Raw genomic sequence first — 24,348 nt, forward strand, 5'->3', positions numbered from 1 at the left:
CGCCCCACCGCGCTCGCGGGCGTCCATCCCACGGACCATCCGGCCCCGACACGATGTATCCTGCGCGCCACGACCTCCGCCGACCTCGGCAGAACGGTGAGCCATGCCGACGAACGACCCCGACAGCCAGCTCGACGAGCTCCTTCGCGCGCTCGACACAAACCCTCGCGCCACCGACGTCTTCTATCCCAGGCAGACGAAGACGCCCCCGCCCGCCGGCGCGACCGACTACGATATCCCCGTCGCCCCCGGGGTGACGCTCGGCGCGCGCTGGCACCTGTCCGACCCGGGCAAACCCAGCGTGCTCGCTTTCCACGGCAATGGCGAGACCGTCCCCGACTACGACGATATCGCTGAGGGCTGGCACGACATCGGGCTCAACCTCTTCATTGTCGATTACCGCGGCTATGGCTGGAGCCGTGGGCAGCCGACGATGCGCTCGCTCCATGAAGATCCCTTGAAGGTCTCCGATTTCTTCGAGCGCGAGCTCGCCGAGAAGAGCCGCGCTTCAGGCCTCGACCGGCCGCCGAAGCCGCTGCTCTTCGGCCGCTCGCTCGGCAGCTCCCCGGCGTCGCGCATCGCCGCGCACCGCGGCGGCGCGTACCGCGCGCTCCTCCTCGAGAGCGGGTTCAGCGACGTTCGGCACCTGCTCGCCCTCTTCGAGATCGACCTCGGCGATCTGCGCGACGAGGCGCACCGCAGCTTCTCGAACCCGGAGCTCCTGAGGGACGTCGAGATCCCGGTCCTCGTCCTGCACGGCGCGCGCGACACGCTGCTCCCGCCGGACCACGCCCGCGAGAACCATGCCGCCGTCCGCCACGAGAGGAAGGCCCTGCACCTCATCGACGGCGCCGGGCACAACGATATCCTCCTCTTCGCGTCCGCCTATTTCGGAGCGATACGGGCCTTCCTGCAGAAGCACTGAGCGAAGGCGCCGAGCGGCGCTCGCCCGCTACACCTCGAACAGCAGAAACGACTTCCCCGTCAGCTTCCTGAGCAGCGGCATCGCCACGTTGTAAACCGGAGTCCCGTTCGACATGCGCCCCTCGAGCGCGCCGTGGTGCGCGTGGCCGTGGAAGACCACGTCGGCGCCGTACAGATCGATCGGCGCGGCCAGGCGGCTCGTCCCAAGGAAGGGTCTTATCTCCACGTTCTCGCCGACGGTCGTCTCGAGGATCGGCGTGTAATGCATGATCACGATCTTCTTCTCGCTGTCGAGCTGGGACAGCGCCGCCTCGAGCTTCAGCGCCTCGGTCACCGCCTCCTGCACGAAAGCCTTGAGCGGGCCCTCGCCGAACGCCTGGAGCGTCGCGCTCCCGAAGCCGCCCATGAAGCCCTTCACGCCGGCAACCCCGATGTCGTCGCGCAAGATCAGGTGATCCCCGTCGAGCACCTCGACGCCCGCGTCGCCCAGGAGCTTCGCGATCTCGGCGCCCGCCCCCCGGTCGAGATCGTGGTTGCCGAACACGGCGGCGCACGGCACCGAGAGCCCGGCGAGCGCGTCCGCCAGCACCTTCGCCTCCTCGGGATGGCCGCGATCGGTGAGATCGCCGCACAGCACGAGCAGCTCCGCCTCGGCGTTCACCGCCTTCACGATCTCGCGCATCCTGGCGCCGTGCTCCGGCCGGCAGTGCAGATCCGAGGACGCCGCGACGCGGCGCTTGCGCGGCTCCCCGTTCCCTCCGGCGACGGCGGCGCTCATGGTCCCGGCTTGCGGACCCGCGCCGCCTCGACCTCCACACCCGGCTCCTCCGCGTCGCCCGGAGCCCCGTCGCGGCCCGGCCTCTCCTTGCCAAGATTGCCGAGATTGCCGAGATTGCCGAGGCGAGGCCGCCCCGCCGCAGACCGCCGGCGCTTCCGGCCCAGCGCCCCCCGCGCCGCCTCGGGCGCGGCCCCAGGGGGCCCCGCCACGAGCCCGAGCTTCTCGTAATCGTGCGCGTACTGCCGCCTGCTGATCAGGTTCCCCCGGCAGACCCGGAGCGGCGCGTCGCCGGCCCGCATCTGCTCCAGCGTGCGCCGGCAGAGCTCGTCGATGAGCCACCCGGGCACCCGGCTCCGCGCGCCCGGATAGACGAAGCGGTACAGCGTCAGGTGCGCGAACAGGACCTCCCAGTAGGGGCCGAACCGGGCGAGGAGCCTCTCCCAGTCCATCTCGTCTCCGCACGCGTAGATGAGGTGGTTCACGTCGGCGCCGTCGTACCGCTCCCGCTCGTCCACGAACGCCTTCGTGAAGATGATCTCCTCCACCGGCGCGATCAGGCAAGAGTGCCCCAGGATCGTGGCCGGACGCGCGTGCTCGAACCAGCCGCCATCCACCACGGCCAGGCCGTTGCTCGACGAGAAGATGAGATCGATGAAGCGATCGCCCGCGTAGGCCTTCCCGATCCACAGCGGATCGATGAGCTCCGTCGCGAAGCCGGCCCGCTCCAGCGCCCTGAACGCCGCCGGCACCTCGCGCTCGTCCAGCATCACGTCGAGATCCTTCGTGTCCCGGAAAATGCCCGTGTACGCGAAGAAGGCATACGCCCCCGCCACCATGAACGGCACGCCGGCGCAGAGGAGGGCTTCCATCGCCCTCACCCTCACCTCCAGCTCGCCCGCGCGGGAGAGCTGGCCGGCGGGGTCGTCGAAGGCCGGAGGAGCGAGCGCCGCGCGCTCGCCTGCGCGCGTCGCCCGGGCTGAAAGCGCGTGCTCCGCGTCGCCTGCGACAGGGGATCCGCTGCGGACCATCCCCCTCTGCGTAATGAACAGGACGTGCGATGGCGACCCCCCTCCCCCCTCACGCGCCCGGAACATGCGTGGAGACGTGGACACGTGGACGCGTGGTCCACGCCGGAACGACGCGAACGAGGGAAGAGAAGCGGGCTCGTCCTCGCTGACCATTGCACGACGAGGCGGGTCTGGCTCAAGCTCGCCTGCCGGGGCCGCTCGGCGCGCCCCGAGCTGGCAGGCGACGAGCCGCGGCCCCCGACGCTCGAAGAGGAGGCACATCCGTGAACACCGCCATCGCGACGATCAATCCAGCGACCGGAGAGACGATCGAGACGTTCGAACCCCTCTCGTCAGCGGCGCTGGAGCAGAAGGTGGCGCGCGCGCACGCCGCGTTCCGCAGCTTCCGGCAGACCCCGATCGCCGAGCGGGCCCAGAAGCTGCGCCGGGCAGCCGACATCCTCGACGGCGAGAAGGAGCAGCTCGGGCAGCTCATGACGCTCGAGATGGGGAAGACCATCGGCTCCGCCATCGCCGAGGCCCAGAAGTGCGCGACCGCGTGCCGCTACTACGCCGACAACGCCGAGCGCCTGCTCGCCCCCGAAGAGGTCGCCACCGACGCGGGCAGGAGCTACGTGGCCTTCCATCCGCTCGGCGTGGTGCTCGCGATCATGCCGTGGAACTTCCCGTTCTGGCAGGTCTTCCGCTTCGCCGCGCCGGCGCTCGTCGCAGGCAACGTCGGCCTCCTCAAGCACGCCTCGAACGTCCCCCGCTGCGCGCTCGCCATCGAGGACATCCTCCGCCGGGCCGGCTTCCCGGAAGGGGTCTTCCAGGCGCTGCTCGCGGGGACCGACGTCGTGCCGCGCCTCCTCGCCGACCCGCGCGTCGCGGCCGCGACGCTCACCGGCAGCGAGAACGCGGGGCGCAGCGTCGGCGCCCACGCCGGAAAGCACCTCAAGAAGGTGGTGCTCGAGCTCGGCGGCAGCGATCCGTTCATCGTCCTGCCGAGCGCCGACCTCAACGCCGCCGTGGGGACCGCGATCCGTGCGCGCATCATCAACAACGGCCAGTCCTGCATCGCGGCGAAGCGCTTCATCGTGCACGAGTCGATCGCGCCCGAGTTCGAGCAGCGCTTCGTCGCGACCATGCGGCGCCTGCGGGTCGGCGACCCGATGGATCCGTCGGTCGACGTCGGGCCGCTCGCCACCCCGCAGATCGCCGCGGAGCTCGAGGAGCAGGTGCGGGCGTCGGTGGCCGCGGGCGCGCTCCTCCTCACCGGAGGCAAGCGGCTGAAGGGGCCGGGCAACTACTTCCCGCCGACCGTGCTCACCGACGTCCAGCGCCCCTCCCCCGCCGCCGACGACGAGCTCTTCGGCCCGGTCGCGGCGGTCTTCCGCGTCACCGACCTCGACGAGGCCATCCACATGGCGAACTCCACCCGGTTCGGCCTCGGGGCGAGCGTCTGGACCCGCGACGCCGACGAGCGCGAGCGCCTCATCAACGAGCTCGACGCCGGCCAGGTGTTCGTCAACGGGATGGTCGTGTCCGATCCCCGGCTGCCGTTCGGCGGCGTCAAGATGTCCGGCTACGGCCGCGAGCTCTCCTCGTACGGCCTGCGCGAGTTCGTGAACGTCAAGACCGTCTGGATCGCCAAGGACGAGCGGCCGAGGGGCCTGCCTGCGTCCGAGTGATCCGAGGAACGGAGCGGCCGAAGGACGGCGAGCTCGAGCGATCGAGCGGCCGAGCGATCGCCGGGTGAGCCGCTCGGCCGCCGTCCGGCCGCCGCTTCCCCGGCGTCCTGCGAAGGGCGATGATGGTGGCCATGTCGCTCCCCGGCTTCGCGGAAACGCAGTTCTCGCACGGCGGCGTGGCGCGGGTGGTCTACCGCCGCGGCGCGGGCCCGGGTGTCGTCGTCATGCACGAGATCCCGGGCATCACCCCGTCGGTCGCGGCGTTCGCCGAGCGCGTGGCGGACGCCGGCTTCACCGTCTTCGTGCCGCACCTCTTCGGGACGCCCGGCAAGCCGGACACGCCCCCCTACATCGTCGAGCAGCTGGCCCGCGCCTGCATCAGCCGTGAGTTCCACGTGCTCGCGTCCAGGCAGGCGAGCCCGATCACCGACTGGCTGCGCGCGCTCTGCCGCGACGTCCACGCGGAGCTCGGGGGCAAGGGCGTCGGCGCGATCGGCATGTGCCTGACCGGCAACTTCGCGCTGGCGCTGATGGTCGACCCTGCCATCGCGGCGCCCGTGCTGAGCCAGCCGTCGCTGCCCTTCCCGCTCTCGCGCGAGCGCCGGGCCGGGCTCCACCTCTCCGACGACGCCCTCCGCACCGTCAAGGAGCGCGTCGCCGCCGGCACCCCGGTGCTCGGGCTCCGCTTCACCCACGATCCGATGTGCCCGAGGGAGCGGTTCGACCGGCTCCGGGCCGAGCTCGGCGACGGCTTCGAGGGGATCGAGATCGACTCGTCCGCAGGCAACCCCCACGGGATCCGGCGCACCGCCCATTCGGTCCTGACCCGCGATCTGGTCGACCGCGAGGGCCACCCGACGCGCGAGGCGCTCACGCGCGTCCTCGCCTTCTTCCGCGAGCGACTCCACCCCTGACCGCCCGGCGCGAACGCGAGAGCGCCCAAGCCGGAACGTCACGGGACGATGCACGGCCGGTTGCGTCTCCGTGAACGTCGACTTACCGTCATTGATTGTGTCGGACGATCCGGCCGTGGCCGCACTGCTGAGCGAGTATCCTCCTTCAGCGCAACAGCTGACCTTGCGTGTGCGCAAGCTGCTCCTCCGCATCATTCCCGACGTCCACGAGCACGTTTATCCAAGCTGGCGGCTCATCAGCTTCCGAATGGGCAGCGGCGACCAACACAAGATCTGCTGGCTCGCCCCGCAGCGCTTCGGCGTGACCCTCGGCTTCGAGCGCGGGGCCGAGCTGCCGGATCCGAACGGCCTGCTCACCGGCGAGGCCAAGCAGGCCAGGAACGTCCATGTCCGCTCCGCCAAGGACGTGGACGTCCCCGCGATCGCCGCGCTGGTCGCGGCCGCCGTCGCGCTCCACCGGGACCGGTGACGATCGCGCGGAGCCCCGGCGCGAGGGCCGCGGGCGCCGCCGCCGCTCAGCGGCGCCCCTGGACGACCCGCCCGCCCGTCTTGCCGAGCGCGTACGAGAACCCGAGCTCCAGCGTGGAGCGGGTGACGATCGCCCCGAGATCGAGCCCCTGCTCCACCATGAGCCGCGCCGTCTCGGGCGCGATCCCGACGAGCACCACCTCGGCCCCGAGCAGCCCGGCGGCGCGCGCCGCCTGAGCGAGGTGGTTCGCCGCGCTCGCGTCGACCACCGCCATGCCGGTGACGTCGATGATCACGACGCGCGCCTGGTGCTCGGAGATCTCCTTCAGCATCGCCTCGATGAAGCGGCCGGAGCGGTGCGTGTCCAGCGCGCCCACGATCGGCATGACGAGGACGCCGCGCGCGATCGGCACCACCGGGCTCGACATCGCGGCGATCGTCTCGAGGAGCGCCTCCTGGCGGCTGCTCAGCGACTCGAGCGCCCTCGTCCGCTCCTTGATCCGCGACAGGAGCCGCGCGTTCTCGATGGCGACGGCGGCCACCGCGGCCACGCGCTCGATGAGCGCCAGGTCGGTCGCCGAGCACGCGTCGGGCTGCGGGCTGGCCAGGACGAGGACCCCGAGGACCGCCTCGCGGGAGAGCAGCGGCACGCCGACCAGCGTGCGCGCGCCGCTCCGGCGCGCCTCGGCGACGTCGCGGAAGCGCTGGTGCTCGCTCGACGCGGTGTCGATGACGAGCGAGCTGCACGAGCGCATCACCCGGCCCACCAGCGAGTCGTCCGTGACGGGCGCGCGCTCGTCGTCGACGAGGCTCTCGCGCTGGGCCATGCCGATCACCAGGAACTCGAGCGCGCGCTCGCGCCCCCCCGCGCCCAGCCTGCGGTTCGCGATCCTGCGGGCGGAGCTCAAGGCGAGGTGATCCGAGAGGGCGCTCGAGAAGGGCGTGCGCTCGAGGGTCACGAGGTCGACCCCCGTGTCGATGCAGCGCGACGCCGGCAGATCCGCGAGGGCCTCCGGGACGCCGCGCGTGGCCATCTCGTAGAGCGCCTGCACGCCGCGGTACCCCATGTCGTACTCGCGCTGCACGATCGCCGCGTGGATCACGCCGTCCTGGAGCATCGCGACCGTCGAGGTGACGAGATCGAAGGCGACCACCTTGAGATCGCCGGCTCGCCCGAGCCGCATCGAGGCAAGCCCCAAGCTGGGGCCGTTCTCGCTGCACACCCCCAGGGCGCCGGCGAGGCCGGGGTTCGACCGCACCGAGTCGACGGCGAGCGCGATCGCGCTCTCCACATCGAACAGGTTCTCCGAGAGCGATGCCACGCGGACCGACGAGCCGGCGATCGCCTCGCGGAACCCCTCGATGCGCCCCTGGGCGTTCGGCACGGCGAAGGACTCCGCCTGGACGGTGATCTCGCCTCCCTGCGGCATGAGCCGCAGCATCGCCTCGCCCGCGATCCTCCCGGCGGCCCGGTTGTCGGTCCCGACGTAGAGCAACGACCGGCTGCCCGGGGCGGCCGGCGTGTCGACCGTGATGACCGGGATACCCGCCGCCATCGCGCGGGCGATGGCCGGCTCGAGCGCCACGGGGTCGATGGGCGCGATCGCGATCCCGTCCACCCGCCGGCGGATCCCTTCCTCGAGGAGCGCCTCCTGAGCCGCGGCGGCGGCGGACGTGACGCTCCTGAACTCGACCCCGACCCGGAGATCGCGCCCCGCCGCCAGCGCGCCGTCCCGCAGGTTGTTCCAGTACGCCGTCATCGGCCGGCGGGGAGCCTTGTAGACGCGGATCATCGGCTGGCCTCGCGCGCCGCTCGCGTCGTGGGATCCGCGCCATCCATCGGCGAAGCGCCCCTCGCCCCCGGCATCCTCCAGGATGACGAGGTCGATCGCGCTCCAGCGCGGGCCGGTCTGCACGCTCCGGATCCCGTCCGCGAGCGTCTCGATGAGCTCGAGGAGATCGACTGACTCGGCGACGGAGCTCAGCACCTCCTCGAGCAGGCGCAGTTCCTGGGCGCTCTGCGCCTTCTCCTGGAAGAGGCCGCGCCGCTCGAGCACGACGCCCACGCTCACCGCGATCGCCTCCACGAGCGCGCGCCACGGGCCCGAGAGCGGCGCCGCGTCCGGCTGCTCCAGGGCGAGGTAGGCGCCAGGCGCGCCGAACATGGACACCGGTACGATGTGGACGTGGACGCCGTCGAGCGGCCAGCCAGGCGCTTCCGCGAGCTCGGGAAGGTGCGCCCGGTACCAGGCGGCCGCGGGGACGAGGCACGGGCCGTGCGCCGCCTCGGGCGCCGCGGCGGGGCCGAACGGAGCCGATTCGCTGAGCACCCCGCCGTCGGACGGCATGTTCCCCTGGCCCGGCAGGAGGCCGTCGAGCCCGACGATCGCCCTGTAGGAGAGTCGTCGGCCTGTGCGAATCAGCAGGCTCCCGCGCCGCGCGCCGGGGAGGCCCTCCATGGCTCGTCGCACGAGGTCGTGGAGGGTCGAGAAAACGTCCAGTCCGGTGGTCATGCAGATCCGTTCAGCCGCTTGCTCGCTCGCTCGCTGCCAAGGGCGCACGCGAGCACATGCTGGTAGCAGGCGTGAGCGGGCTCGTGCTTGTCAAGCAGAGACGATGAGACCACCGTAGGACCACGAGGAGCTCGCACCCGCATGAAGCTCGCCTCTCTCCGCGGCCCCGGCCGTGACGGCACGCTCGTCGTCGTCCGCCGCGACGGCCTCGCCTACGCGCCCGCCGGCGCGGCCTTCCCCACGCTCCAGGCCGCGCTGGACGACTGGGAGCGCGCCGAGCCCGCGCTCCGCCGCATCGCGGCCGACGTCGAGCTCGGCGAGGCCGCCGTGGCGCCGCTGGTCACGGAAGAGCTCGCTGCGCCGCTTCCGCGCGCCTACGAGTGGATCGACGGCTCGGCGTACATCCACCACATCGTGCTCGTGCGCAAGGCGCGCGGCGCCGAGCCCCCCGAGACGCTGAGGACCGATCCGCTCGTGTACCAGGGCGGCTCCGGCGTCCTCCTCGGCCCGACCGACGACATCGTCCTGCGCGACGAAGCGTGGGGCCTGGATTTCGAGGCCGAGGTCTGCGTCGTCCTCGGCGACACGCCGCAGGGCACGCGCCGCGAAGAGGCCCACCGGCACGTCCGCCTGTTCCTGCTGGCCAACGACGTGACGCTGCGCAACCTCGTGCCCGCCGAGCTCGCGAAGGGGTTCGGGTTCTTCTGCTCCAAGCCCGCCACCGCGTTCTCGCCGTTCGCGATCACGCCCGACGAGCTCGGGGACGCGCTCCGCGACGGGCGCGTCCACCTGCGGCTCCGCTCGATTTACAACGGCGCGCTCATCGGCGATCCCGAGGCCGGCCCGGAGATGCACTTCTCGTTCTTCGATCTGATCGCGCACGTCACCAGGACCCGCAGCCTCACGGCGGGGACCCTCCTCGGCAGCGGCACCGTCTCCAACGAGGACCCGGCGCGCGGCGTGTCTTGCCTCGCCGAGCGGCGCATGCTCGAGATCCTCTCGGACGGGGCGGCCAGGACGCCGTTCATGAAGCCAGGAGACACGATCATGATCGAGATGCTGAATCACGCGGGAGAGAGCCTGTTCGGGCGCATCGCGCAGCGGGTGGTGGCCGGATGAGCGCCGCAGTCCAGGGGCTCACGCTCTACGGTTACTGGCGCAGCTCGTGCAGCTGGCGCGTGCGCATCGCCCTGGCCCACAAGGGCATCGAGCACGCGTACCGGCCGGTGAGCCTCGTCCGGGACGGCGGCGAGCAGCTCCGCGACGACTACCGGGCCAAGAACCCGATGGCGCAGGTGCCCCTGCTCGAGTTCGAGCAGGGCGGCGCCGTCCGGCGTGTGTCCCAGTCGGTGGCCATCGTCGAGCTGCTCGAGGACCTCTTCCCCGCGCCGCCGCTCCTGCCCGCGGATCCGTACCTGCGCGCCAGGGCGCGGCAGCTCGTGGAGATGATCAACTCCGGCACGCAGCCGATGCAGAACACCGCCACGCTGAAGTACGTGAGAGACGAGCTCGGCGGCGACGAGAAGGCCTTCGGGCGGCGCTTCATCGCCGCGGGCCTCGCCGCGTTCCAGGCGGCGGCGGGCGAGCTCTCCGGGCGGTTCTGCGTCGGCGACCACGTCACGGTTGCGGACGTGTTCCTCGTGCCCCAGCTCTACAACGCGCGGCGCTACGAGGTCGACCTCGCGCCGCTCTCGACCCTCACGCGGATCGAGGCCGCGTGCATGGAGCTGCCTGCGTTCCAGGCGGCCCACGCCGACCGCCAGGTCGACGCGGTCGCCTAGCTCGCCCCTGCGTTACCCCCTCGCGACGGAGGACCCGGATGGCCAAGGTGGAGTCGATCGGCATCAAGCGGGTGGAGGCGCTGCACTACTACGTGCACGACCTCGAGCGGAGCCGCAGGTTCTACACGGAGCGGCTCGACTTCGCGGAGATCGCCGCGAGCTCGCCGGAGCTCACGGCGGCGGCGGCGCAGCGCTCGGTCGTCTTCCAGGCCGGCGAGTGCGTCGTCGTCTGCTCGCAGCCCGCCGGCGAGGGCGGGCGGGCGTGGCGCTACCTGCGCAAGCACCCGGACGGCGTGGGCACGGTCATCTTCGAGGTCGAGGACGTAGGCCGCGCCTTCCGGCTGCTCGACGGCCGCGGGGGCACGCCGATCGACGAGATCCATCGGGTGACCGAGGCCGGCGGCACCTTCGCCTCGTTCTCGATCACGACCCCGTTCGGCGACACCACCTTCCGCTTCGTGGAGCGGCGCGGCTACCCCGCGCTGTTCCCCGGCTGCGCGGCCTACGACGCGCCGCGCGGCGGCGCGAACCGCTTCGGGATCGCCCGGTTCGATCACATCACCTCGAACTTCCAGACGATGGCGCCCGCGCTGCTCTGGATGGAGCACGTGCTCGGGCTCGAGCCGTTCTGGCAGATCGCGTTCCACACGAACGACGTCGCGAAGGACGCGGACCACGGCTCCGGCCTGCGCTCGGCCGTGATGTGGGACCCGGCCTCGGGCGTGAAGTTCGCGAACAACGAGCCCTACCGGCCGCACTTCAAGAGCTCGCAGATCAACGTCTTCAACGAGGAGCACCGCGGCGACGGCGTGCAGCACGTGGCGCTCGCCGTGGAGGACATCCTCACCGCCGTGCGCGCGATGCGCGGCCGGGGTGTGGAGTTCATGCCGACCCCGGCCGCCTATTACGACATGCTGCCCGAGCGCCTGCAGCGGCTCGGCATCGGGCAGATCGACGAGGACGTGGCGGAGCTGCGGGAGCTCGAGGTGCTCGTCGACGGCGACGGCGCGCGGTCGTACCTCCTCCAGATCTTTCTGAAGGAGTCGTCGGGCACGCACCGCGATCCCGAGGCTGGGCCGTTCTTCTTCGAGCTCATCCAGCGCAAGGGGGACCGCGGCTTCGGCGCCGGCAATTTCCGGGCGCTGTTCGAGAGCATCGAGCGGCAGCAGAAGGCGGGGCACGGCTGATGCTCGATCGCGTCGTCGCCGGGATCGTCCCGCCCAAGCACCACATCGCCCTCCGGAGCGAGGCGGGGGATCTCCGCTACGAGGAGTGCCTGACGCGGGCGGGCTTCGACGGCCCCTACACGATCGCCTACCACGAGCGCCGGCCGCACGAGCACCGGGTCGCGGAGGCCGCGCACGGCTTCACGCTGCCGGTCGCCGCGGCGGCGCGCCCGCTCGCCAAGCGGCACTACCGGTCGCAGGATCTGCCGCGGCGGGGCGGGCCCGCTGTCGACTGCCGCGTGCCGCTGCTCTTCAACGACGACGTGGTGATCGGGCTCGTCCAGCCGGACGCGGCCGATCCTGTGTACTTCGCGAACGCCGACGCCGACGAGCTGTTCTTCATCTTCCACGGGGGCGGCGTCCTGCGCACGATGCTGGGCGATCTGCGCTTCGAGCAGGACGACTACGTCGTCATCCCGAAGGGGCTCTTCTACCGCTTCCTCCCGGACGCCGCGCCCCAGCGCTGGCTCTCGATCGAGGCCGAGGACATCCATATCCCGCGCAAGTGGCGCAACGAGGTCGGCCAGCTGCGGATGGACGCGCCGTACGCGCACCGCGATTTCCGGCGGCCCACGTTCGTCGGCCCCCTCGACGAGGGCATCCGCGCGCTCGTCGTGAAGCGCGGCGGCGCCTTCCACGGCTTCACCCTCGAGCGCTCGCCGCTCGACGTCGTCGGCTGGGACGGGACGGTGTACCCGTTCGCGTTCCCGATCCTGCGCTTCCAGGCGCGCGTCGGGCTCGTGCACCTGCCTCCGGACTGGCACGGGACGTTCGCCGCGCGGGGCGCCCTGGTCTGCAGCTTCGTGCCGCGCCCTGTCGACTTCCACCCGGAGGCGATCCCGTGCCCGTACCCGCACTCGTCGGTCGATTGCGACGAGCTCCTGTTCTACTGCCGCGGCAACTTCACCTCACGCCGCGGCGTCGGCCCCGGCAGCATCTCGCACCACCCCGCCGGCGTCCCGCACGGGCCGCACCCCGGCGCGTACGAGGCGAGCCTCGGGGCCCGCGAGACGAGCGAGCTCGCGGTCATGCTCGACACGATCCGCCCGCTCTCGGCCACCGCGGCCGCGCTCGCGGTGGAGGACCCGGGCTACCAGGACAGCTTCATCGCGGGCCCATAGCGGGGTCGAACGAGGGGGCTTCCCTCAGGGCCCTCCGGGCTGGGGCTCAGAGCCCGCGGGCTGGGGCTTGTTGAAGCAGGCGCTCGTGCACTCGTTGAAGCGCTGCGACTCCTCGAAATCGATCCCGTTCAGCCCATTGCAGGACATGCCGATGATGCAGCGGGCGTTGCACACGATCGACCCGATGCAGTCGTCGGGGTTGGTCGAGAACGGGAATCCCAGCCCGCACGCCACGAAGACGTCGTTGGCGTCCTCGCAGACGGTGCGGAAGATCGAGATGCCGCAGCCACGGAGGCTGTCTCGCTGGCCGTCGCAGGCGTCGAACAGGTAATTCTCGTCCTTGCATTCGAGCTCCTCCTCGACGCAGGTCACGTACTCGTCGAAGGAGGCGGTGCAGCTCGCCTCCACCGCGGCCGCCCGCGCGGTCTCCGCCTTGTCGACGCACTCGAGGTACCTCGCCTCGCTGCAGCCGGAGCAGTCGCAGATGCGGTCGCAGGCGCGCTCCTCGGGCGAGGGGCAGCCAGCGGACACGAGCGCGCCGCCGGCGGCGGCCAGGGAGAGGAGCAGCCGGTGGGTGAACCGGGGACGGCGCTTGGGGGCGAGCACGGTGACCTCCTCCCCCTACTTTATTTTATTTCGGCATCTTGCCGAGCCGCTCGAGCAGCGCGCGCACGAGGAGCGGCCACGCGACCGTGGCGTCCGCGTACACCTCGGCGAAGCGCCCGCCCTCCTGCGGCGGGGTAAACTTCCCCCAGCTCACGCCCTCGGAGTACGTGCAGCCGGACAGGCCGCCCCAGTGGACGGGCTCGGGGCAGATGCGGACGCCGTACTGGAACCGCGGGTGATCGACCTCGATGTCCAGGCGATCGCCGACGATGTCGTAGAACGGCGCGACCTGCTGGGCCCAGTTGCGCGGCACGCCGCCGCCGATGGTGAAGATGCCGAGGCGCTTCTTCTTGCGGACGAGGCGGGCGTAGCTCAGCAGATCGAGGAACGGGTTGTACGGCGGCGGCACGGCCTCGCGCCACACGTCGAACCCCGGCTTGTCGCCGTGCTGCGCCTTCACCTTGCGCAGCATCCACGTCGCCACGTCGAGGCCCATCTCGCTGTCGGTGAAGGCCGGCACGTAGACGGGCACGTCGCGGAGGTACGCGCTCCGGAGCACGCCCGGCGAGTCGCCCATGTCCGCCAGCGCCTTGCCGAGCTGGCGGCAGATGATCTCGCTCGACCAGGGAGAGCCGGGGTCCAGCTTGTCGAGCTCCTTCCGGACGAAGACCTCGATCGCGTTGAGGTTCTTCTCCATCTCGAGCGTGTCGTAGACGCGGTTGTACCCCTTCTCGAAGTACGTCTCGTCGGAGATGCCCGGGTTCGCCTTGTAATGGGTCAGGCCGACCGCCTCGCTCAGCCCGTGCGCCATGAGCGCCCCCGTGCTGATGATGCAGTCGATCATGCCGGCCTCGATCATCCGGACGATGACGACGCCCATCTTGGCGACCGTCATCGCGCCGGAGAACGTCGCCACGACGAGGCAGTCCTCGTCGCGCACCATCGCCTCGAGCACGTCGCACGCCTCGCCGAGCGCGCGGCCGCTGAACGCGGTCCTGCTCATCGCGCGGAGCAGATCGTCGAAAGAGTCAATCTTCAGCGGGTCGAGCGCGGCGAGCGGGACGAGCTGGTCTTCGACGCCGTCGCCGAGCTGGCGGTGCGAGGGACGAGGATGCTTCGGAGAGGACATAGGGCGCGAACATATACCCGCGCGGGGGGTGGGCCGTCGAGCGCGAAGCTCGCCGCAAGAGCGGCAAACTCAGGGCCGGACGGCCAGCGAGCACGCGAGGCGGCGCGCGGGTCTGCCCGCTGGTTTGCCCGCTGCTTTACCCTCCGTTGCGTCCGTTGCCCCGGGCTTCCCGGCGCCTTGGCCGATCCCGCGATCGCCGCCTTCGGCGCGGCGGGCCGCGAGATCGGCGCGAACGAACGCGAGCGGGCTCGCGCCGGGCTGACCGTCGGTCCGCCGCTCCAGATCCATCAGCGCGGCGATCTTCGCCACGCAAACGTCACGACCTGACACACGGACGTCATAGACAGCCGTACTCGCGGGCGCGCGGTGGCCATCGACCGTCGCGAACGCGCTCGCGCGATCGAGCAGGAAGCGCGCGCCGGGCGGGCGCGCGGCGCACGCCGGCATGCGGGTGAGCTCTGTGCGGACATTCGGGACGATCGCCCAGCCGTCGAGCGGCAGGAGCGGCGGGGCCTTCGCGGTCGCTCCTTGCGCCGTCGTCGCCGCAGGCGGGATCGGCACCGTCCGGCCGAGCGTCAGGCCGTGGAAGCTGAGCAAGAGCGGCACGCCGGCGCTGGTCGGCTCCCCCAGCGCGGGCTCGCCGAGGTTCGCGAGCGAGGCGATCGGCCGCGGGGCCTCGCCGGACGACCACGCGACGAGCGACGCGCCGCGGAGCCACGCGACGGGCCCATCCGGCGCCTCGCTGAACGCGACCTCCGCCTCGGGCATCAGCTCTTGCGGCACCTCGGCGACCTCGGCGCCGCGGCCGGGCCTCACCTGGATCAGCACGTCGCGGCCCGAGGCGCGCACCCCGAACAGGATCCGGCCGCCGGACGCCGCGAACCGGGCGAGGATCGCGTCCCGGCCGACGCCCTCGGGCGCCGGGCCCGTCCACGAGCGGACCCTCGCCTGGAGCTCGGTCGGGTCGAGCCAGCGCAGCGTCCAGGTCGCCCGCGGCGCAGCGGAGGCGCCGCGCGCCTGGAGACCGGCGCCCTTGGCAGCAGCGCCAGCGGGCGAGCGCACCTCGAGCGCGGCGACGGTGGAGAGCTGGCCCCAGCGCCTGGCGCTCACGGACGAGACGCGCCGCTGGTCGTCCGGTCCGGGCTTCGCGTCGCGGGCGAGCAGCGCGAGCGCCTCCTGGGCGCTGCGCGGCGGCGGCACGCCCGCCGGCGAGGGCGGCGGCCCCGGCTGTGTCGTGCAGGCGAGCGCGCGCTCCGGCAGCGCCGGGGCCGGCGGCGGGCGGACCGGCAGGAGCGGCGCGGCCCCGAGCGCAGCACCGCCGGACGGCGCTCCCTGCGCGGGCAGCGGCGGCCCCCAGCCCACGCGGAGGTGGGTCGCGATCCTCAGGCCGACCTCGTTCACGGCCAGCATCCCGGGCTCGGCGAGCAGATCGCCGCTCTGGGCGATCTCCTCGGCGGCCTGGGGTGGGACCTCGATGGGCGACCACGTGCGGCCGGCGTCATCCGAAGCAAGCACCTTCCCTTCCCCGACGGCGATCCCGCGGCCGGCGTGGACCACGGCGTGCGCGGCGCCGGCGAGGCGAGCCCGCGAGGCCTGGCCGCCGGGGGAGAGGACGACGGCGGTGAGGTCTCCGGCCTCGTCGGCCACAACGAACGACAGCGCGCCGTCCTGCCCCTCCTCGATGGGGCTGACCACGTTGACGTCGTCGCCCCCGCCGCGCAGCCAGCCGAGCGGGAGCAGCGGAGCCTCCCTGCCGCCGGCGTCGATCACCGCGACCTGGGCGCCGGGCGCGGCGCCCTCGCGGCCGTCGCCGCCGCGCGGCGCGGGCTCGTCGCGGGGCGCGACGTCGCTGTCCCAGAGCCCGCGCAGGATCGCGATCCGCCCGTCGGCGAGGGCGCCGGCGCCGCGCCAGCGGACGTCCGTGCCCGGGCGGACCGTGCTCCACCGGCCGCTCGGCTGCCGCACGCACACGCTGCCCTCGTCGTCCGCGTCGCACGGCGCGAGCAGCAGGGCGCCGCCGCTCGGGGACACGCGGAGCTCGGCCTCGCCGCTCCGCACGAGGACGGGGGGTTCGCTGCCGAGCGGGCGGCCGGGCTTGACCTGGAGCACGCCGAACGGATCGTGGCGGCCGTCCGGCCCGCCCTCGCCGAGCGCGCAGGCCACCCACGCCGCTCGCCCCGCCCGGCCGACGCCGCAGGCGTTCAGCCAGTCTCCGCGGCCGAAGGGGGCGACCTCCTGGAGCGCGCCGGTGGCGAGATCCAAGCGGGCGAGGACGCCGTGGCTCGCCGTGATCGCGGTGGACGACCACGCCGCGCCGCTCGAGATCGCCGCCTCGAGCGGGTGGCGCCCCGTCGCGCGGATCCAGCGGAGCAGCGGCGCGCCTGGGCCGGGCTCCGGCGCGTCGTCGGCGGGGGCGGGCCCGAGCCGCGCCTCGGCGACCAGGATCCGCGCCTCGCGCTGCCCGGACGACGAGGCCCTGCCCTGCGTCACGGCGATCAGCTCGCCGTCGCGCAGACGGACGTCGGCGAGGCGGAGCAGGGCGGCGGGGTCGGCGTCCTCCCCGTCGCCGCCCGGCGACGGCGCCACGGGGCGCCACGACGCGCCGCCGTCCGCCGTGACCGCGAGCCCTGCCGCCTCGAAGAGCCCGGCGCCGTGCCGCGTGTCGCGGAACGCGAGGGCGCGCAGCGGCAGGGCGGGCAAGCCCGGCAGTGTGCGCGGCTGTCCGGTCTCGATGTCGAGGAAGATCGGAACGTCGGAGATGGCGTCCCAGACGGCGACGACGGCGGGACCGCCGCCGATGCGCTGGAGGTCCGTCTCGGAGCGGGCGAGGACCGCCGGCGCGCCGAGCGGGTCATCGAACCGGTAGACACCGCGGACGCCGCGCCCGACGAGCCGCGGGCCGGTTCCGGACGGAACCAGCACGAGCTCGATCAGGGGCTCGGGGCACGCCGCGGTCTCCTGCCGTGCCACGCCGTCGGCCCCGACGAGGACGCGCTGGCCGCCGACCAGCGCGATCGTGCCGCCGGCGACCCGGGGCCCTATCGCTGTCGCGCCGCTCGCGTCGACCCAGCGGGCGGGCACGGGCGCAGGAGGCGGGGGGAGCGCCGCCGCGGGCGCGCCGCGCTCTTGCGGCGCGGGTCGGGGCGGCGCGCCGCCGCAGCGGGCGAGCGCGAGCGCAGCGAGGAGCGCGGCCGCGCGCCGCGACCGGCGCGGTGGCGCTGCGAGGCGGGGAGCGCCCGCCGCTCTGGACTGCATCATCGCGGCTGAGACTACCGTGATTCGCAGGCCGCCGCGGCGCCCTGAGGCTCAGTGGACGGCCGAGCTCACCGGGACCGGGGCGGCCTCGTCCGCCAGCGCGGCCGACCTGCGGGCGAGGAGAGCCATGAGCCCTCTGGCGCCGACCACGGCATGGTCGGACACGCAGTTGTTGAAGATCGCGTGGACCTGCTCCGCCTCCTGGGAGAGCCGCGCGACGGTCTCCGCCCACGGAGCGAGCTCCACGGGATCGTAAACGTACCTGAACTTCTCGTTCACGCCGACGGGCGCATCCCAGGTCTCCTCGCGCCGGCCGTGGAAGCGCACAACGGCGAGGTGAGGATCGGCGACGAGGGCGGTGGGAGGCATGCTGTTCTGCTTGCCCTGCGGCTCATCGACGATGACGTAGAATGCGCCGAGGTCCCGGAGGAGATCCACGACGCGCTCGATGCGGCCGGGCATACCCCAGGATCCGTGCCTGAGCTCGACGGCGAACGGGAGCCCTTCCATGCGCCTCCGGCACTCCTCGATGACACGCACGTTGCCGCGCGTCGCCGTGAACCACGGAGGGAACTGGAAGAGCACGTACCCGAGCTTGCCCGCCTGGCGCAGCGGATCGACCGCCATCCGGAAGCGCTCCCAGAGCGCGTCTCGGGTCTCGGCCGGCAGGTCTGCCGGGTAGAGGCGCCGCCGGTCGAAGAGCGAGGCCGGCAGCGCGCCCTGGACGTCCGGGGGCAAGCGAGCGGGCTCCACGGGGTGCTGGGTGAGCGGCGCGAACGCCTTCACGTTGAACACGAAGTCAGGCGGAGTCCGCTCGATCCACTGCGCCACCATCCCCGGACGCGGGAGGGCGTAATAGCTCGAGTTGACCTCGACCACGGGGAACTGGGACGCGTAGAACTTCAGCCGTTCTGCCGGGCTCGACACGCCCTTCGGGTAGAATCTATGGCTCTTCACCAGGGTCGGGTCCGTCCACCCGGCGGTCCCGGCGAGGGCGTTGCCGATGCGGGCGGGCACAGGCGCGCACGCCGCGAGGGCCGCGGCGCGCGCGAGACGCGGCTCCTCCTGGTCCTGGTGGGGAGTCTCCTCTGAAGGCGACCGCGGCGGGTCGCGCAGGGCTTCTTCGTGCATATCGGGACCAACCTAAGGTCTCTTTGCGGCGATGGAAGCGCTCGCCCGGAGATACGTCGACAGGCGCTCATTGCCTCTCACGAAGGTCCGTTCTCCCGTCGTGCGCATACGCTCCAGCTCGCGTCATGCGCATACGCTCCAGCTCGCTCGCCGCGCTCCGCTCGACGAATCCCCGGATTGCCAGGCCGGCCGCGCGATCCGCTCGGCGAGCGCCTTTCGGGCGACCTGAAGCCTGCCGGCGGCCGTGGCCGGGTTCAGCCCGTGCTCCCTGGCGTAGGACGTCAAGGGGTGGGGACCTGCCGCGGCGAGGAGAAGATCGCGATGGTGCGCAGGCAGCTCGACGAGCCTGCGGAGCGCTGCGCGGGCAAGCAGCCTGCCGTCCAGATCGACGCTGCCTTCGTCGACAAGCGCGCGCGGATCGTAGACCGGGACCTCGCGGCGGACGTGGGCGCGCCCCAGGTGATGGCCTGCCTGCCGCCACGTGATGCCATGGAGCCAGCCCTGGAGCGCGCGGCGCGGCGCGATCCGAGGATCAGGGCGGTACCTGCCAGCCTGAATGGCCTTCCAGGCGGCGATGAGCACGTCCTGGAGCACGTCCTCGCAATCGCGCGCGTGCACGCCGCACGCGATGAGCCTGGACAGGATCAGGCGCCGCTCCGCGACGAGAGCGTCGAGGGGCGGCGATACCTCGGGGCGCAGCGACATCGAGAGTCCCGGAGCAGGCGGCACACCGCGCTTGCGACGGCTCATCGGGATCTCCGGCGCACCGCGCCTCGGCAGACCGGCGCCGGGCAGCAGGGAGAGTGTTCGCGACGGTGGGTGGGAGTTCCGACGGCACACCGCAGCACGCTGGTGTTGCGTTCTATGGTGAGCCGTCGCTCGTCGAATGACGCGTCCATGCGCGCGAGTTCTCCAGCGCACCCGCGCTTCGCTGCGAAATCGAGCGAGCACGCTCGTTTGCACGCCCGTAATATCGAGCGAGCACGCTCGTTTGCACGCCCGTGATACCGACACCGCGCTCGCGCCGGCGTGGTGATGGGTCGAGCGCGCTCTCCGGCTGAAGGGGCCGGAGAGCGCTCGATGGGCTCAGGGCGCGATGGACGCCGACCGGAGGACGCCGACCGGAGGAGCAGAGCTCCTGGTGCTCATGTCACCTCGATGGCACTCTGTTCCGGCCGAGTGGAGCGGGCCGGGGCTGGGCTTCACGGATTCACGGAGAGCCGTTCAACGCGTCCTCGATGGCGGGCAGGTATGCGCTGCCGGGGAACGCCTCGCGGAACCGGGCGGCTCGCGCCGCGGCCTCGACGCGCCGGCCGGTCTGCTCGAGGGCCTGTATCGCCAGGGTCTCGCGTTGCTGGGCTCTCGGGCTGCGCGGGTAGCTCCGCGCATGGCGGTCGAGCGCGCCGAGCGCCTCGCTCGCTCTTCCCGATCCAAGCGCGGCGATCGCGCGCTGGATCAGGGTCAAGTCGGCATCCATCGGTGGGACGGCCGCCCCTGCGCCGACTGCGGCGGGCGGAGCCGGCGCGGGCGCCGCCGAGGACAGCGCCGCCGGGGCGTCGGCGAACGCGCCTGGAGCGCGGGAGCCAACCAGAACCGCCGCGAGCGTGTCACCGCGAGCGAGGGCTATCTCCGGCGGGGCGGTGCGTGGCAGCGCCGCGTAGAGCGTGCCGGCGCCGGCCCCGGCCCCGCCCAGGAACAGGGCAGCGCCTGCCGCGACGAGCTTCGCCCGCGTGACCTCGATGCCACCCCTCGCGAGGTTCGCCTGGGCGCGGCGCGCGTTCCACGCGGGGACAGCCTCTGCTGCGCCTTCGCCGGGCGGGAGGGCTTGCGCAGCCTGGTCGGCTGGCGTGCCCCCGTCGCCCTCCCCGGTGGCGAGCAGCGCCTGAAGCCGCGCCCAGAGCACCTCGCCGAGGTCTTCCGGCAGGTCGAGCGGGGCGTCCCCGAGCTCGAGCAGGAGCGGCCCGTGGACCAAGGCGAGCGGCGCCAGCGCCGAGCGCGCGCCGTACACGCCGAGCGCGTCGCGCTCCCGCGCGCCCAGCCGCCTGACCGCGGCCGCGAACTCCTTGCGGGCCCGCCGCAGCCGGTCCCACGCGGTGTTCTCCGAGATCTGGAGCGCCGCGGCGATCTCGCGCATCTCGATGCCCTCGAGCTCGTAGAGGAGGAACACGACGCGCCGGTCGCCCTCGATGCGCTGGACGAGCCCGCGGACGATCCTCTGCGTCTCGGCCTGCGCGAACCGCTGCTCCGCGTCGTACCCCGGGTCCGCGACGTCGACGCGCTCGCCGTCGGAGCGCGCGAGCAGCTCCCGCCGGTTCCTGGCGAGCCGCACGTGCCGCAGGGCGAGGTTCGACGCGATGCCCGCCACCCACGCCTTCATGGAGAAGCGGGGGTCGTAGTCCCCGAAGCGGCAGTGGACGACCAGGAACACCTCCTGGGCCACGTCGCGCAGGTGCCGCGCCGGCACCCCCATCCGCCAGAGCACCCGGAGGACGTACCGGAGCAGGCCCGTGTACACCTCCTCGAAGGTGGGCCGCGGGGGCGGCTCGGCCGCCGTCCCGGGGGCGGCGTCGGCCGTCAGCCCGGGGTCGGCATCAGATGCCGATCCGGGGTCGGTGTCATGGGCGGGGGCCGGCGGAGGCCGGGGGGGTTGAGACGCCGTCATCTCTACGTGTTCCGGCGAGATGGGCCGGATTGTGGCGAAATCGTACGCGGGTCAGAAAAAAGATCGGGCCCCGGTGGCCCCACGTGCGGGGGCGCCCGTAGCTGCCTCGATGGTCGCCGCCGTTCTGTCGCATTACATGATGTTTCCGCATACCGTTGCGAAATCAACCAGGCGCATCGGCGAGCGGCCATCGACGAGCCTGTCAGCATCTCTCGGCACGATCTGAGCGCCATACGACGAGGTTCGCTCGGCGGGCACGCGATGGATGCGAACTTTTTGCGCAGATCATTCCGAGAAGAACCTGATGGCGGACGCAACGCGGACCCGCGAGCGTCCATGAGGAGGGGGCTTCTCGCGCCATTCTTCCCGTGCTTCCCTCCGGACGCGTTCGCGCGGCAGCACTGCGCTCTCGGCAGCTGCACCCGCGGAGTGAAGAGGTGAGACGATGAGGCGATGGGCTCGACGGGTGAAGAGCGCGATGGTGATGGCGTCGTGCACCACCATCGTGCTGGGCACCTGGGCTGGTGGCTGCGCAACCCCGGAGGCCTGGTATTGCCCCTGGGATCCCGAGCCTGGATTCAAGGAGAGTCCTTGTCTTGTGATGGAGGAGCCCGTGGAGGGTGGCGACGGCGCCGACGCGTGCGGCGACGCCGGCCCTGACGCAGGCGACGCCTGCGCGGATGGCGGTGCTGGCGCCGATTTCGACAGCGCAACGGTCCCCGGGTTCGATCCCACCCTGCGGGAGACCTGCACCGGGCAGTGCGTGCCGAGGGAACCGCTCGGCTGGTCCGAGCCGGCGCTGGTCTGGATCGGCCCGCCGGATCGCGCGCCCGAGTGCCCCGCCGCTGCGCCGAGCGTCGGCTACGAGAGCCATGCGGACTTCACGGCGCCGGCGCCGCCCTCATGCCCGGCATGCCTGTGCGACCCGCCGGACGCCTCGTGCGAGCTACCGGCGGTGTGGAGCGCCTACACGAGCTTTCCCTGCGACGTCCCCGGCGCCACCGAGACACCGTTCGCTGCTCCCGGAGGTTGGGACGGAGCCTGCACCTCGGCCGGCGCGATCGCCGCCGGGGAGATGTGCGATGGCGCCCTGTGCGCGCAGTCGCTCGAGATCCCGGCCCCCCGCGTGCTTCCGGGAAGCTGCGCGCCCAGGATCGCGGAGAGCCCCGAGGAGCCGGAGGAGCCCGAAAGCGCCGGGAGCTTCGCGCTCTTCGCACGGGCGTGCACCGGCACGGCGTTCGCGCCGTGCTCCGATCCCGGGATGATCTGCACCCCGGCGCCGCCAACCGGCGATGCCGCGCCGCCCGAGGCGTTCCTGACGTGCATCTATCATGAGGGAGAGCAGGACTGCCCGGCGACCTACCCGGACCGGCACGTCTTCTATGCCGGCGCCGAAGACACACGCGGCTGCGCCCCCTGCGGCTGCGCCGATCCTGCGGGCGGCAGCTGCAGCGTCCTGGCCTCAGCGTTCAGCGATGGTGCATGCTCACACTTTGCCGTCGGCGTGGTGGTGAGCTCCGAGGCTCCCTTCTGTGGTACGATCTCCCCTGGAACGGCGCTTGGGAGCAAATCCGCGAGCGTTGTCAGCCTCGATCCAGGCGCCTGCGAGCCGACGGGTGGCGAGCCGAACGGCAGCGTCGCGTTGCTCGGCGCAGCGACATTCTGCTGCCGCCCCGAGCCGATCCCTGATCCGGTACCTGCATGAGATAGGTGGACCTGGGCCCTCGCGGCAGCATCTACGCAGAGCCTCATCCACATCCTTCCAGCAGGCGTGATGCGCCAGGCTCGCGCGCTCCGAGCGGCGAACCATCGAGCCCAGATCAGAACGAAGCGAGGAGTTGCAAGACTCCCACCTTGGAAGAGCCGGCTACCGACCAATTCTCGCTGCCACGGAGATGAAACGTTGGACGTACGAGGTTGGCCACGAGCTCGCCAGAGAGCCGCGCGGCAAGGGAGTAGGAGAGCGGCACCTCCACGCCACCGCGCACCCCGAGCCCCGCGTAGGGCAACGACGCCTCCCCGACAGCGTTGACCATACCGAAGTACCGCACGCGCCCTGCCGTGACGAGGCCACAGCCGAAAAACCAGGCCATGTGACTGCATGGGACGATCGAGCCCCCGAGCCAGGACACCCCGAAGATCCCACCCCGATACGGCTCGGCAGCGACCGGCATGTTCACACGTCCCTCCAGCGAGAGCGAGAACGCCTCCCATCGCGCCCCCACGAACCCCGAGAATCCGACCGCGGGCGCCGGCGCGAGTCCCCCGGCGATCAGCGCCCCCGCCCCGGCCTGAAGCCGCGGCCACGCCAGCGGGGGGCCACGGCGCTCCCGGGGTCGCGCCGGCGCGGCGGGCTCGCACGGCGGCAGCGGCGCCGGGGCCGGCGCGCGCGGGGACCCCGCCAGCGCTCCTCCCGTGGAGGCCGTCTCCGGTGGCGAAGGCGCGGTGGCTGCCTCCCCCGGCGCCGGAGCTGACGGCCCCGGCGGCGACGGCGCTGGCTCCCGCGCCGCTCGCGCCGGGCGTAGCATGATCGCAAGAGCGGTGCCGACGTCCTCCACCAGCGCCCCGCAGGCCGCGCTCGTGACCTCCTGGCCGCCGAGCCGCCGGCCGTCGCTGTCGTACAGCGCGATCTCCCCCAGGAAATGCCGCCCCTTGCGCACGAGGACCACCTCGACCCGCCGGCCGCCGCTGCCGCCGTCCACGAACGGGTCGATCCCGCCGAGCTGCGCGGCGACGACGTCCCGGAGCGCCTGCTCCTCGGGACACCCCTCCGCGCCCGGGCCGCGCGTATAGGATAGTTGCGCGCCGCCCGGCGGGACCTGACCGGAGGCCGGCAGCACGGCCAGTACCAGGGACACGGCAAGACTCCACCCGATGGCGTTCAGACGTGGATGGCGCAAGGGACTCCGCTCGATCGTCAGGCAAGGGGTGCAGGGCAGCGCCGAGAAGCCGTGACCGGCCGCGGCATGCCCCGAGTGGAATTACGGACCACGACCGACCCCTCGCAACGGATTTTTCCGGGCCGCTGCGGCCCGCCACGCCCGCGCGGGCGGGCGCCGGAGGCCTCGAGGTCTGCCGAACGGGTCGCTCACCCGTTCGGGTAGACCTCCGGGCCTGTTCCACAGGTCGATGACCTCTGGAA

The 24,348-nt window shown here is 72.5% G+C and carries 19 protein-coding genes; 9 read left to right on the forward strand and 10 right to left on the reverse strand.

The window, feature by feature from the left end:
• Positions 1 to 103 precede the first annotated feature (103 nt).
• Positions 104 to 925 carry an alpha/beta hydrolase gene (locus WMF14_RS32915; protein WP_437792693.1) on the forward strand — a complete coding sequence of 274 codons (822 nt, stop codon included), beginning with the start codon at positions 104 to 106 and terminating at the stop codon, positions 923 to 925.
• A 27-nt stretch (positions 926 to 952) separates the two neighbouring features.
• On the opposite strand, the gene WMF14_RS32920 is transcribed toward WMF14_RS32915, so the two are convergent.
• The gene (locus tag WMF14_RS32920; RefSeq protein ID WP_272094908.1) at positions 953 to 1,702 is read right to left on the reverse strand and encodes a metallophosphoesterase family protein; all 750 of its coding nucleotides are present in this window, start codon (positions 1,700 to 1,702) and stop codon (positions 953 to 955) included.
• Positions 1,699 to 2,730 carry a hypothetical protein gene (locus WMF14_RS32925; RefSeq protein ID WP_437792695.1) on the reverse strand — a complete coding sequence of 344 codons (1,032 nt, stop codon included), beginning with the start codon at positions 2,728 to 2,730 and terminating at the stop codon, positions 1,699 to 1,701. The genes WMF14_RS32920 and WMF14_RS32925 overlap by 4 nt, the downstream gene beginning before the upstream one ends.
• A 263-nt stretch (positions 2,731 to 2,993) precedes the next feature.
• Here WMF14_RS32925 and WMF14_RS32930 point away from each other — a divergent pair, with 263 nt between their 5' ends.
• The 3 genes from WMF14_RS32930 to WMF14_RS32940 all read left to right on the forward strand — a co-directional run bounded on the left by WMF14_RS32930 (position 2,994) and on the right by WMF14_RS32940 (position 5,783).
• Complete coding sequence (locus WMF14_RS32930) at positions 2,994 to 4,400, forward strand: NAD-dependent succinate-semialdehyde dehydrogenase (RefSeq protein WP_272094911.1); 1,407 nt, start codon at positions 2,994 to 2,996, stop codon at positions 4,398 to 4,400.
• 131 nt (positions 4,401 to 4,531) lie between these two features.
• Entirely contained in the window at positions 4,532 to 5,314 is a 783-nt protein-coding gene (locus WMF14_RS32935) for a dienelactone hydrolase family protein (protein WP_437792697.1), read from the forward strand.
• Positions 5,315 to 5,429: 115 nt separating this feature from the next.
• Positions 5,430 to 5,783, forward strand: coding sequence for a DUF1801 domain-containing protein (locus tag WMF14_RS32940; RefSeq protein ID WP_272094913.1), 354 nt, complete (start codon positions 5,430 to 5,432; stop codon positions 5,781 to 5,783).
• Between the two features lie 46 nt (positions 5,784 to 5,829).
• On the opposite strand, the gene WMF14_RS32945 is transcribed toward WMF14_RS32940, so the two are convergent.
• Positions 5,830 to 8,295 carry a substrate-binding domain-containing protein gene (locus WMF14_RS32945; RefSeq protein ID WP_437792699.1) on the reverse strand — a complete coding sequence of 822 codons (2,466 nt, stop codon included), beginning with the start codon at positions 8,293 to 8,295 and terminating at the stop codon, positions 5,830 to 5,832.
• A gap of 141 nt (positions 8,296 to 8,436) precedes the next feature.
• On the opposite strand from WMF14_RS32945, the gene WMF14_RS32950 reads away from it, so the two are divergent.
• From WMF14_RS32950 to WMF14_RS32965, 4 genes are read left to right on the forward strand one after another with little or no spacing between them, the layout of a single operon-like run.
• Positions 8,437 to 9,414 (forward strand): fumarylacetoacetate hydrolase family protein, encoded by a 978-nt coding sequence (locus WMF14_RS32950; protein ID WP_437792701.1) that lies wholly within the window; start codon positions 8,437 to 8,439, stop codon positions 9,412 to 9,414.
• Entirely contained in the window at positions 9,411 to 10,076 is a 666-nt protein-coding gene (gene maiA, locus WMF14_RS32955; protein WP_437792703.1) for a maleylacetoacetate isomerase, read from the forward strand. The genes WMF14_RS32950 and maiA overlap by 4 nt, the downstream gene beginning before the upstream one ends.
• Positions 10,077 to 10,114: 38 nt before the next feature.
• Positions 10,115 to 11,263 (forward strand): 4-hydroxyphenylpyruvate dioxygenase family protein, encoded by a 1,149-nt coding sequence (locus WMF14_RS32960; RefSeq protein WP_437792705.1) that lies wholly within the window; start codon positions 10,115 to 10,117, stop codon positions 11,261 to 11,263.
• On the forward strand, positions 11,263 to 12,423 hold the full coding sequence (locus WMF14_RS32965; RefSeq protein ID WP_437792707.1) for a homogentisate 1,2-dioxygenase: 1,161 nt from the start codon (positions 11,263 to 11,265) through the stop codon (positions 12,421 to 12,423). The genes WMF14_RS32960 and WMF14_RS32965 overlap by 1 nt, the downstream gene beginning before the upstream one ends.
• Positions 12,424 to 12,447: 24 nt before the next feature.
• Here WMF14_RS32965 and WMF14_RS32970 read toward each other — a convergent pair whose 3' ends face one another.
• The 6 genes from WMF14_RS32970 to WMF14_RS32995 all read right to left on the reverse strand — a co-directional run bounded on the left by WMF14_RS32970 (position 12,448) and on the right by WMF14_RS32995 (position 21,206).
• Positions 12,448 to 13,029, reverse strand: a complete 582-nt coding sequence (locus tag WMF14_RS32970) for a hypothetical protein (RefSeq protein WP_437792709.1) — start codon at positions 13,027 to 13,029, stop codon at positions 12,448 to 12,450.
• Between the two features lie 25 nt (positions 13,030 to 13,054).
• Positions 13,055 to 14,158 carry a deoxyhypusine synthase family protein gene (locus WMF14_RS32975; protein WP_272094920.1) on the reverse strand — a complete coding sequence of 368 codons (1,104 nt, stop codon included), beginning with the start codon at positions 14,156 to 14,158 and terminating at the stop codon, positions 13,055 to 13,057.
• A gap of 69 nt (positions 14,159 to 14,227) precedes the next feature.
• On the reverse strand, positions 14,228 to 17,416 hold the full coding sequence (locus WMF14_RS32980) for a hypothetical protein (protein WP_437792711.1): 3,189 nt from the start codon (positions 17,414 to 17,416) through the stop codon (positions 14,228 to 14,230).
• Between the two features lie 48 nt (positions 17,417 to 17,464).
• Entirely contained in the window at positions 17,465 to 18,544 is a 1,080-nt protein-coding gene (locus tag WMF14_RS32985) for a DUF72 domain-containing protein (RefSeq protein WP_437792712.1), read from the reverse strand.
• A 123-nt stretch (positions 18,545 to 18,667) separates the two neighbouring features.
• Positions 18,668 to 19,294, reverse strand: coding sequence for an RNA polymerase sigma factor (locus WMF14_RS32990; RefSeq protein ID WP_437792714.1), 627 nt, complete (start codon positions 19,292 to 19,294; stop codon positions 18,668 to 18,670).
• A gap of 460 nt (positions 19,295 to 19,754) precedes the next feature.
• A complete protein-coding gene (locus tag WMF14_RS32995; RefSeq protein ID WP_437792716.1) occupies positions 19,755 to 21,206 on the reverse strand; it encodes an RNA polymerase sigma factor in 1,452 nt (483 codons plus the stop codon).
• Between the two features lie 445 nt (positions 21,207 to 21,651).
• Between WMF14_RS32995 and WMF14_RS33000 the strand changes: the two genes are divergently transcribed.
• A complete protein-coding gene (locus WMF14_RS33000; RefSeq protein WP_437792718.1) occupies positions 21,652 to 22,911 on the forward strand; it encodes a hypothetical protein in 1,260 nt (419 codons plus the stop codon).
• Positions 22,912 to 23,026: 115 nt separating this feature from the next.
• Here WMF14_RS33000 and WMF14_RS33005 read toward each other — a convergent pair whose 3' ends face one another.
• The gene (locus tag WMF14_RS33005; RefSeq protein ID WP_437792720.1) at positions 23,027 to 24,064 is read right to left on the reverse strand and encodes a hypothetical protein; all 1,038 of its coding nucleotides are present in this window, start codon (positions 24,062 to 24,064) and stop codon (positions 23,027 to 23,029) included.
• Between the last annotated feature and the right edge of the window lie 284 nt (positions 24,065 to 24,348).

It is taken from the genome of Sorangium sp. So ce693, assembly GCF_051521375.1.
Taxonomy (GTDB): Bacteria; Myxococcota_A; Polyangia; order Polyangiales; family Polyangiaceae; genus Sorangium; species Sorangium atrum.